Source organism: Pseudomonas paraglycinae, from assembly GCF_021601625.1.
In the GTDB taxonomy this organism is placed as follows: Bacteria; Pseudomonadota; Gammaproteobacteria; order Pseudomonadales; family Pseudomonadaceae; genus Aquipseudomonas; species Aquipseudomonas paraglycinae.
The window spans coordinates 139,624-150,476 of sequence record NZ_BQHR01000012.1 but is presented as its reverse complement, the minus strand read 5'-3'; the positions used below and the strand labels follow the sequence as shown (position 1 = coordinate 150,476).

General features: G+C 62.6%; 7 protein-coding genes. 2 read left to right on the top strand and 5 right to left on the bottom strand.

Going from position 1 to position 10,853, the window contains the following annotated elements:
• Positions 1-44 precede the first annotated feature (44 nt).
• Complete coding sequence (locus L6D82_RS19135) at positions 45-1,001, top strand: alpha/beta hydrolase (protein WP_236191007.1); 957 nt, start codon at positions 45-47, stop codon at positions 999-1,001.
• A gap of 64 nt (positions 1,002-1,065) precedes the next feature.
• Here the strand turns inward: L6D82_RS19135 and L6D82_RS19130 are convergent, their stop codons facing one another.
• From L6D82_RS19130 to pvdM, 5 genes are all read right to left on the bottom strand, one after another.
• Positions 1,066-3,546: a TonB-dependent siderophore receptor gene (locus tag L6D82_RS19130; RefSeq protein WP_236191005.1), complete on the bottom strand. Its 2,481-nt coding sequence runs from the start codon at positions 3,544-3,546 to the stop codon at positions 1,066-1,068.
• Between the two features lie 113 nt (positions 3,547-3,659).
• Complete coding sequence (locus tag L6D82_RS19125; protein ID WP_236191003.1) at positions 3,660-5,309, bottom strand: cyclic peptide export ABC transporter; 1,650 nt, start codon at positions 5,307-5,309, stop codon at positions 3,660-3,662.
• Positions 5,310-5,418: 109 nt separating this feature from the next.
• Positions 5,419-6,306, bottom strand: coding sequence for a dihydropyoverdine dehydrogenase (gene pvdO / locus L6D82_RS19120; protein WP_102686980.1), 888 nt, complete (start codon positions 6,304-6,306; stop codon positions 5,419-5,421).
• 39 nt (positions 6,307-6,345) lie between these two features.
• On the bottom strand, positions 6,346-7,623 hold the full coding sequence (gene pvdN, locus L6D82_RS19115; RefSeq protein WP_236191001.1) for a pyoverdine-tailoring periplasmic protein PvdN: 1,278 nt from the start codon (positions 7,621-7,623) through the stop codon (positions 6,346-6,348).
• Entirely contained in the window at positions 7,620-8,990 is a 1,371-nt protein-coding gene (pvdM, locus tag L6D82_RS19110) for a pyoverdine-tailoring dipeptidase-like protein PvdM (RefSeq protein WP_102717686.1), read from the bottom strand. The genes pvdN and pvdM overlap by 4 nt, the downstream gene beginning before the upstream one ends.
• 218 nt (positions 8,991-9,208) lie before the next feature.
• On the opposite strand from pvdM, the gene pvdP reads away from it, so the two are divergent.
• A complete protein-coding gene (gene pvdP / locus L6D82_RS19105) occupies positions 9,209-10,834 on the top strand; it encodes a pyoverdine maturation tyrosinase PvdP (RefSeq protein ID WP_236190999.1) in 1,626 nt (541 codons plus the stop codon).
• The last annotated feature ends 19 nt before the right edge of the window (positions 10,835-10,853 follow it).

Here is a 10,853-nt window from a genome sequence, read left to right as displayed (position 1 = left end):
TTGCCGAGGCGCGCCCCTTTTTTGCTGATACAAGGATCTTCGCGATGTCGTTACACCCTGATCTGGAAGCCTTTCTCGACCTGGCTCAAGACAGCCAGGATGCCGGTCTGCCGGCGCTGCACCAAATGACTCCGGCCCAGGCCCGGGACACCTTCGAACAGACCACTGCGCAGTTGCGCTGGACGGCGCCCGAAGACCTGGACGTGCAGGCCATCAGCGCGACCGCCCGGGACGGTGCGCCGCTGGCACTGCGACTTTATCGCCCGCACGGTGTGTCAGCGCCAATGCCGGTGCTGGTGTATTTCCACGGTGGCGGGTTTGTGGTCGGAAGCCTCGATTCCCATGACGGCGTGTGTCGCGAGTTCTGCCGGCGCACGCCATGCGCGGTGCTCTCCGTGGGCTATCGACTGGCGCCGGAGCACCGTTTCCCGACGGCACTGGAAGACGGTGAGGACGCCTTGTCGTGGCTGGCCGAACACGCGGCTTCGTTGGGCCTGGACTCGGGCCGGGTCGCCTTCGGCGGTGACAGCGCCGGGGCCACGCTGGCCACCGTACTGGCGGTGCAAGCGGTGGTTCAGCCGCACACCGTGGCCATCGTACCCAAGGTTCAGTTGTTGTGCTATCCAGTCACCGACGCCTCCCGTGCCCATGATTCGCGGGCCCTGTTCAGCGAAGGCTATCTGCTGGAAGACGAGACACTGGACTGGTTTTATGGGCATTACGCGCGCACCCCGGAAGATTATCTGGACTGGCGTTTCTCGCCGTTGCTGGCCGAAGATCTGCGTGGCGTCGCCCCGGCCATTGTCGTGCTGGCCGGGTTCGATCCGCTGCTCGATGAGGGCCAGGCGTATGTCGACAAGTTGCGTGAGCACGGTGTGAGCGTCGAGCTCGAGCACTGCCCGGGGCTGACCCACGACTTGCTCAGGCTGGCGTCGGTGATGCCCGATGTCCTGCAGGTACACGAAACCCTGAGCCGTGCGCTGCATCGCGCATTGAGCTGAACCCGGACAAATTCGCAGGCCAGAAAAAACCCCGCAATGCGGGGTTTTTTCATGGTCGCTGTAATCAGAAGTCAGCTTTGACCGACATCACGAAATTGCGCGGGTCGCCATAGAAGTTACCGAAACCTTCGGTGCCCACAGTGGCGTAGTAGCGTTTGTCGAACAGGTTGTTGCCGTTGAGGGCGACGGACCAGGTGTCATCGATGCGGTAGCCGATGCGACCGTTCCAGACCGCGTAACCCGACTGGGTGATGTTGTCACCGCCCAGTGGCGAGGTGCGGTAGTTGCCGCTCTGGGCGTTGACGCCGGCACCGATGGTGACGCGATCCAGAGGGCCGCTCAGGCTGTAATCACCCCAGACGCGCAGCAGGTGACGTGGTACGTAGGAGTTGTAGATCACGCCGTCCTGGGTGGCGTCGGCGTCTTCCAGCACTTTGGTCTGGGTGTAGGTGTAGCCGGCCAGCAGTTGCAGGCGATCGATCACTTCACCGCTGACTTCCGCTTCGAAGCCCTGGGCGCGGACCTTGCCGGAGTTCAGCGAGCAGGAACTGTCTTCACAGCGCGGGTCATCCTGGGCCGCATCTTTCTGAATGGTGCGGAACAGGTTGAAGGAGCTGTTCAGGCGACCGTCGAACCACTCGCCCTTGATCCCCAGCTCGTAGCTCTGGCCGATCAGGGGTTTGAGGGTGCCGCCGTCGATGGTCTTGTAGCCGCCTTGCGGGGTGAAGATATCGGTGTAGCTGGCGTACGCGGTCAGGTTGTCGTTGAGATCGAACAACAGTCCGGCAAACGGGGTGACCTGTCCGGTTTCGGTGGACTTGGTGTTGACCGGGGTGCCTTCGCCGCGGAAGTACTGCACGGAGTCGGTGTCGGACTTGTACCAGCTGACACGGCTGCCCAGCACGAAGGTCAGTGGATCTGCCAGCTTCAGGCGGGCGGTGGAGTAAACACCGTATTGCTTGATGTGCATATCTACCGGACCGCCCCGGGAGGCATTGGCCAGGTAGTAGCTTTCGTCAGGCTGGGGCAGGTGATGGTTTGGGTTCAGTACGTTCTGGCGCTGTGGCAAGGCCGCCACGGCGTAGAAGTCATCCTTGTGGGAACGGCTGGCGTTGGCGCCGACGGTGAGTTCGTGCTGCTGGCCGAACGCGTCGAATTTGCCGTCCACGTAGGCATCGAAGCCGTAGTCGGTCTGCTCGTAGTCGTAGATGCTCCCCAGCATCAGCGTGTTGGAGCTGGTGGCGCCTACCGGCACCGCGCCGCTCGGGAACGCGTATTCCATGTCCTGGGTGTTGCGCGAGAAGACCCCGGCCACTTTCAGGGACCAGTCGTCGTTGAACTGGTGTTTCACGTCGCCGAAGTAGGTGGCGCGTTTGCTGCGCTGGTTGTTCCACGAGGTGTTCAGGCAGGTGGAGCGCTTGAGGTGCAGGTCGGAGCCATCGGCGTAGCGCGGCAGACCGCCCCAGCAAGGTGTGGCGTCGACGTCTTCATAGGCCATGCCCAGGCCCAGGGTGGTGTCGGGGCTGAGGTCGAAGTCCAGGGCACCGTAGTAGATCTGGTCCTTGCGGCTGGCCACGTCATAGAAGTACTGACGGGTCTGCTGGGTGACCACGGCGCGGCCACGGAGGGTGCCGGCGTCGTTCAGCGGGCCGCCGGTGTCGACCTGACCACGATAGTTGTCCCACGAGCCTGCCGACAGCGACAGTTGGGTGTGCGGGGTGTCCTGGCCGCGCTTGCGCACGAAGTTGACGCCACCGGCCGTACCGCCTGCGCCTTTCATCATGCCGGCAGCACCGCGCAGCACTTCGACGCGGTCATAAATGGCCATGTCGCTGTTGAAACTGTCGGCCTGTACGTAGCTGCTGCCGATGTCCAGCGGCACGCCGTCGTACTGGTACTGGCCGGTCATGCGAAAACCGCGCGAGTAGAAATACTTGCCGCCCATGGGCGAGTCGTAAACGGTGATGCCCGGAGTCTTTTCCATCACTTGTTCGATGGTGTTGAGGTTCTGGTCGTCCAGCATCTTGCGGGTCATGACCGTGACCGACTGCGGGGTTTCCTTCAGCGAGTGCACGCCCTTGCCGATGGTCACGCCACCGGTGGTGTAGGAGTTGCTGCCTTCGGTAGTGGCCGTCAGTCGTTGCCCGTCGATGTTGGTCGGTGCCAGTTCCATCGCGCTGCCGGTGGCGGGGGCCAGCAGGGTCACGGTATTGCCGTCACGCTGATGACGGATGCCGGTGCCCTTGAGGATGGCCGCGATGGCGCTGTCGTCCGCGTACCGGCCGTTGAGGGCGGTGGAGCGCAGGCCTTGCAGGCTTTCCGGGCTGTAGATGATTTGCAGGCTGGTCTGCTGACCGAGCGATTGCAGGGCCTGGGCCAAAGGTTGCGCCGGGATGTTCAGGGTCCATTCCTGGGCCTGGACATACGGGGCGACGGCCAGCGTCATTGCCAGTCCCAGGCCGGTGGTGGCCAGACGGGAGCGGGTAGCACCGTGCATGAGCAGGGCTCGGGTCAGTGGGCGAAGCATGAAGCGGGATGCGGACATGAGGTTAAGACCTTGGCAGGTATAGTTGTTAATGGTTCTTATTCATCTCATTAAGACGAGAAAGCCGCGGTAAACCGGAAAATATTTTTCCGGTCTGGCCGCGGCTTCGTCGATCAAGCGGTTTGCAGTTCGCTTTTGACCTTTCCGGCCTCCATGCGCACCAGTTGATCGGCAACGTCGAAGTAACGGTCATCGTGGGAGATCACGATGATGGTCTTGCCCAGCCGTTTCAGGTCGGGCAGGAGTTCGGTGTAGAAAATCCGCCGGAATGTCGGGTCCTGATCGGCGGCCCATTCGTCGAACACCAGCACCGGGCGCTCTTCGAGCCAGGCGTTGACCAGTGCCAGACGCTTGCGCTGGCCGGTGGACAGATCGGTGGTGGTGAACGCTCCGTCGCGCACGCTGACCTTGTGCGCGATCTCCAGGCGTTCGAGGTAGCGGGTAGCGTCCTGCGGCACTTCGCGGTCACCCTGGATCAGGTCGTCGAACAGGTAGTAGTCGGCAAAGATCGTGGTGAAGTTCTGTCGGTAGTCGTCACGGTTCAACGCGGTGATCGGCTGGCCGTTGACCTTGATCTCGCCTTCGGTCGGCGCATACAGGCCCAACAGCAGTTTGATCAGGGTGGTTTTGCCGCAGCCGTTTTCACCGACGATGAACACGATGTCGCCTTGCTCGATGCGCAGGTTGACCGGTCCGAGGCGGAACGGTTCGCTGCCTGCAACCGGCGGGAAGGCATAACGCACATTGTTCAATTCCAGACGGTTGACGGCACCGGGCTTCTTGCCCTGGTCTTCCAGCAGCAGGTGCGGCTCGGGCGAGGAGAACTGCTCGCTCAGTTCGGCAATCCGTCGGAAGGCAATCTGCGCGCGGCTGATGATCGGCAGTGTGCTGACCAGATGTTCCAGCGGGCCTTTCATGTACAGCAGCACCAACACGAAGCCGCTCATCACGGCCTTGTCACCGCTCGGCCAGAACGATTGCAGGGCCAGGGCCATGCCGATCACCACGAAGAACAGCATCGATCCGAAGGACTTGGCGATCACGAAGGTGTTGATCGATTTGATCTGGGTGTCGCAGATCTTTTCGGCAGTCTTCTGGATACCCGACACAAACATGCGCTGGCGGCGCGGGCGATGGATGCGCAGTTCCTTGGCACCTTCGGCGATCGCGTTGTAGTGCTTTTGCAGCTCGTCTTCGGAGTCGCGCGCAGCGTAAAACCCGCGCATGCCCTTGGCGCGGGCAATCGCCTGGATGGTGGTGCCGATGGCGATTGCCACCAGCATCATCAGGAACATCGGCCAGGACAGCATCGCCAGATAACCGAGGCAACCCAGGGTCACGGTCATGGAAATGGCCAGCGGTGCAAACGCGAAGGCGAAGTCGCTGATGGTGTCCACGTCGTGGGTCAGCACCGGAATCAGGCGGTGGCTGCGATAGCGTTCGATCTGGTCGATCGGTGCCGACAGCACTTTCTCCCCCAGCTCTTTGCGCAGGCGGGCAATGATGTGCTGGCCGACGTAGTTGGTGCCGATGTCGGACAGGATCGTGGTCAGCAAGGCCAGGGCGCACAGCCCGGCGAAAATCATGACCACGGTGCGGGTCAGTCCGTCGGCCGAGTGCAAGGCGTTGTTGATGGTCGCCAGCAGCACGGTGACGCTCAGGCCGCCGATCATGCCGAGCACGATGGATACGCAGACAATCAGGCGGAAGGGCTTGAGCAGGGCGAACAATTCGTTGATCGCCCCACGCGTTGGCTTGGTCATGGAGGATTCCTGCTTCGGTGCGGAGGGAGTGCCGGTATGTAAGGAAAACGAATGGTCACGGGGTTTCTTTAAACGACCGCAGACGGGCTGCGGTCGCTGGCAGTCGTGGTCAGAGGTCGCGCACTACGCGAAAGCCCAGCCAGTCACCCTTGCTGGTCGGCCAACTGCTGTTGCGGTTGCCGGAACGGGAAAACACCGGTGCTTCGCCCCAGTCGTTGCCCCGCATGACCTGGCGTTCGCAGTTTTCCTGTACCCATGGGCGGCCGTCGTTGGGTACGCCGGAGTAATCCTTGTGATAACAGTCGGCTGTCCATTCGTAGACGTTGCCGTGGGCGTCGTACACGCCAAAGGCGTTGGCCGGGAAGGTGCCGGCCGGGGACGTGAAGTTGTAACCGTCGGCGGCGCCGTAGGTGTTGGCGTGTTTGGAAATCTGGTAGTCGCTGCCTTCGTCGAACGGGAAGGGGAACGATCCGGTGCTGCCGCCACGGGCCGCGTATTCGCGGATCGACTCGCTCGGCAGGCGATAGCTGTGGCCGGTCTTTTTCGACAGCCAGTCGATGTAGCCCTGGGCTTCGGCCACGTTCATGCAGACGGCCGGGTCGCGTTTGGTCTGTTTGAACTCGGGCTTGCCGGCGGTGCAGCGGCGGCCCGGGCGATCATCGAAGTCATAGGGCTTGGCGCCGGTCTCGCGGACATACGCATCCCACTCGCCGACCAGCACCTGAAAGCGGCTGATGGCGAACGGTCGGGTGAAGGTCACTTCGTGGCGCGGGCCTTCGTCGGGTTCGCGGCCGACTTCGTCGTCCGGTGTGCCCATGGTGTAAGTGCCGGTCGGCAACACCACCATTTCCGGACAATCCTTGCAGTCCTTGAACACTTTGCCGGGGGCCGGCGGGGTGGCTGCCAGGGCGGCGCCCGGCAGAAGGCCCGCGCACAGGGCGGTCAGGGCCAGGGCGGGCAATGCCTTGAAGGTGATTGAGGCGTGAGGCTTTTTCATGAGTCGTCTCTGTTTAAAGTAAAACCGGGGGCGCAGGGGTCAGGCGCGCAGCGTCTTGCCCAGCAAATCGAGGAAACGGTCCACTTCGGCTTCAGTGTTGAGCAGACCGGGCGCGGTCCGGATCACCGGGCCGACGTCGCGGCTGACGGCATCACAGACCACGCGGTGTTTCATCAGGCGGGCGGCGATGTCATCGCTGTCACGGCCCTTGACCCGGAAGAAGCTGAAACCGGCAGAGAACTCCGGATCGACCGGGGTCACCAGTTCGACATTCGGCTGTTCCAGCAAGCGCTGCTTCAAATAGCTGTTGAGCTGATGGATGCGCGCCTGCACGTCGGCCTTGCCCAGTTGCAGGTGCAGCTTGAACGCCTCGTCCACCGCCCAGCGATGTTCGAAGGCGTGATAGCCGCCGGGCGTCATGGTCTTGGCGAAGGTCGTGGCTTCGGAGAAGGTCGGCACGCTGGGGCTGACGTATTTCACTTCGTCGCTGCGACTGCAGACGATGCCGGTGCCGCGCGGGCCGAACATCCATTTGTGCGTGCCGGCGATGAAGAAATCGCAGTTCATCTGCGGGAAGCTCAGGTCTTCGACACCAAAACCGTGCACGCCGTCGACCACGTAAATGATCCGGTCCTTGTCGTCGCGGTTTCGGTTGTGTTCGTCGACGAGGCGGGCAATGTCGGCGATCGGCAGTTTCACGCCGCTGCCCGAGTGCACCCAGGTCATGCCGAGAACGCGGGTTTCGGGGCGGATGTTGCGATTGATGATGTCGAGCACCTGATCCGTCGAAACGCTTTGCGGGTTCTCGAACAGCGTGAGCTTGCGCACCCGGGTGCCGTCGCGGGCGGTGCGGAAGTCGAGGATGTTGCGGGTAGAGTAATGCTCGTGAACCGTGGTCAGGATTTCCTGATCCGGGCGCACGTGCACACTGCCGTAGATCATCGCCAGACCTTCGGTGGTGCTGCCGGTGAGGGCGATCTGGCTCGGCCTGGCCTGCAAGTACTGGCCGGCCCAGACCCGCACGTTTTCTTCGCGCTGTTCGGTGACGCCCAGATCCCAGTCCATGGCCAGGCCCGGATTGCGGTCGATGTCCGCACGATGGCGAGCGATAGCCTCGCGAACGGGCCTTGGGTGCGATGTCACCAGGAAGTTGGCGAAGTGGATCGCGTCCGGATCCTGTTCGAACATCCCGCGCAATGCTACCCATTTGTCCTGCGGCGAAGCGGCGGCGCGGGCCGGTTCAGCCAGGCTCACGCCCAGAGGCAGGGCGGCGGCCAGTACGCCGGCCTGCTTCAGAAAAGTGCGGCGGTCAGTCATGGTCGGGTCGTGTCCTGACGGGAGATCAGGGCAGGTTTGGCGGCTTTCTGCACCTGATCCCAGACCCGCAGGAAGTTGCCGCCCCACAGCTTGGCGATGTCGGCTTCGGAGTAACCGCGCTGGATCAGTTCGGCGGTGACGTTGCGGATCTCGCCGACGTTTTCCCAGCCCTTGATTCCGCCGCCGTCATTGAAGTCCGAAGAGATGCCGACGTGGTCGATGCCGATCTTGCGCACGGTGTAGTCGATGGCGTCGCCGAAGTCCTTCAGGGTGGCTTTCGGTTCCTCTTCGAGAATTCCGTACAGGCCGCTGGCGTACTGACCGAGTTTCTGTTCCGACCAGGCGGTGATGATCGGGTCGCCCGGCATCAGCGCCATGGCCAGGTTCGGCAGAGGCGGCAGATCGAAGCGGGCGCGCAGGGCGTTGAGTTTGTCCTGGGTGCCCTGGGTCAGCGGTTTGAGGTACTGCGAGAAACCGACCACCTGCACCACGCCGCCGCTGTTCTTGATCAGCTGCAGTTCCTTGTCGCTTAGGTTACGCGGAATGTCCACCGCCGCTCTCGGCGCGGAGTGCGAAGCCACCAGCGGTGTACGGCTCAGTTGCGCAACCTGCTCCAGGCCCTTGGTCGACATCTGCGAGACGTCGATGATCACGCCCAGGTCATTGAGGCGGTGCACGGCCTGTTTGCCGATGTCCGAGAGGCCATCGAGCGCATCCGGGGAATCATTGAAAAACGGCAACGGGCGCGAGGAGTCTGCCCAGCTGTTGTTGCCGATATAGCTGAAGCCGAACATGCGCATGCCACGACCGGCCCACAGGTCCAGTTTGCTCAGGTCGTTGCCCAGCGGGTAGGCGTTGAGCATGCTGATGAAAATCGCAAACTTGCCTTCGCCATGCAGGCGGCGGAAATCGTCGGGGGTATAGGCGATGCCGACCTGGTTGGGGAAGTCGCGCACCAGGCCCGAGATGATCTTGTAACGCACTTCCTGTTGATTGCGGGCCTCTTCGACGAAACCGTCGGTGGGGCGGTGAGGCGCGTTCGGGCCGTTCCACATTTCCGGCCAGCCGAACACCGTCAGCGCCGCGCCGGACAGCCGTCCACGGTTGGCCTTGATCAGGTCGAACTGCCCGGAGCCGTCCTTGTCGGCTTCATTGCCATGGGCGCCGAAACTCAAGGGCACGGTGATGTGGCTGTCGAACGACAGGATCCGCTCCTGCAGTTCGGTGGCCTGTTTCATCACCTTGACCGGGTAGCCGGGGTTGTCCCTGAACCAGTAATCCCAGGCCAGAAAGCCTGCGCCGGCGCTGATCGCCAAGGCCAGCGGCAGGCCGATGTATAGAGCCTTTTTCGAACGCGGTTTTGTCATTGCCATCTCATTCAGGTTCGCCGTCGAGGTACAGGCGCAGGGGCCTTTGCTATCTGGGAGGAACGACTGGGGAGGCAAAGAATTTAGCGAGGCGGCAAAAGAACGCGCGAACGCGGTCCGGGCCTTCGGAGATCTTTTCGGGCAGGCGATAAATTTGTCGCACCAGCAAACGTTCTAGCTTGGATAAAGCCTGCTTCATGGCTGACACAGGTAGGGCAATGACGATCTCTCGACGCTGGTTCATGGCGGGCATGGCACTCACGGGCGCTGCGCTGCCTGCCGCTTTTTATGCACATCGTGAGCTGACCCGCGAGGACGAGCCGATCACGCCCGGCGAGGCCACGGTGGATCTGGCGGACACCGCCGGCCAGCAGTTGGCCAACAACTTGCGCGGGGTCTGGGACATCCGCTTCACGGGTGCCGATGCCGGGCTCGACGGCCTGCCCCGTGAAGGCCTGGAATTGTTTCTCGACATTGCCCAGCGCGGGCGCGGCTTGCGCGGCTGTCTCGACACCGGCGCGCGGTTGCGGGGCGACGGGTTGCCCCGCTATGACGTCATTGGCGATCTGGTCTCGGGTAATGGCGCGCAGCTGTACTGGCGTCTGATGCGCACGGACCAGCCACAGGCGCCGGCGGTCTACGAGCTCGATGTCAAACTGGACGAAGTCTGGGCGGCCTTCGGCAATGCCGGCAGCGGCACGTTCACCGGGCAGGTGCTGCGCCTGGATCGGCCGTTGGGTCTGCCGGAGCTCGATAACCGTTTCATCGCCATCAAGCGTCGCTTCCCCGAGGCGCGTGAGCGAACCGGTCTGAACCCGACCTTGCTGGCGTGGCTGGTGTCGCCCGAGCATCGCCTGTTTCACCAGCTCTGGCATGCCTCGCGGGACAAGTGGCACAAACTGTCCGAGAAAAAACGCGATGCGTTGCGCGGCATCGGCTGGCAACCCGGCCCGCGTTACAAGGAGCGTGATGCGCGCGGTCCGCGCAAGGATCGCAACGGCTCGGGCATCGACTTTTTCTTCATGCACCGGCACATGCTGGGCACCGCCCGCTCAATGCAGGACTTGCCGTCCTGGTTGAAATTCCCCGCGCCGCAACCGGAGCTCGAGCGTGATCGTCTGGGGTTCGCCCGCTACTTCGACAACCACGACGGCGATGCCTTGCCGCCGACCTGGCTGACGGAAGGCGATGACGAATACACACAGTGGGTCAGCGACATCAAGACGGCCGAGACCTACCACAGCAACTTCCAGGTCTGGGAATCGCAGTACACCGATCCGCGCTATCTCTCGAAGCTGACGCTCGGCCAGTTCGGCTCGGAAGTCGAGCTGGGCCTGCACGACTGGCTGCACATGCGCTGGGCATCGGTGGCCCGTGATCCGTCCAATGATATTCCAGTGCCGATGGCTCGGGATCAGGCTGATTTCGCGGCGCGCTGGTATGCCCCGGAAAACGATTTTCTCGGCGATCCGTTTTCCTCCCATGTGAACCCGGTGTTCTGGCGTTTCCATGGCTGGATCGACGACCGCATCGAAGACTGGTATCGCGCTCACGAACGCTTTCATCCAGGTGAAGTGAGCCGCCTGCAAGTCAATGGCGTCCAATGGTTTGCACCGGGGCGCTGGGTCGAGGTCGATGATCCGTGGCTCGGCCCCGACTCCCATGGTTGCAGCACCGTTCCCGGCCTTCAGGCGGGACGTTCGGTGGAGATGGACCCGGAGACCATGAAGCTGGCATTGCGCATCACGTTCGGCGATGAAGACAACATGGCCGACCTGTTCCGCAAAGTGCCGCAGCGGCCGTGGTACGCCAGGCATCTGAAGGTCAAGGGGCGACAACTCTGAAGGCAAAAAAAATCGCAGC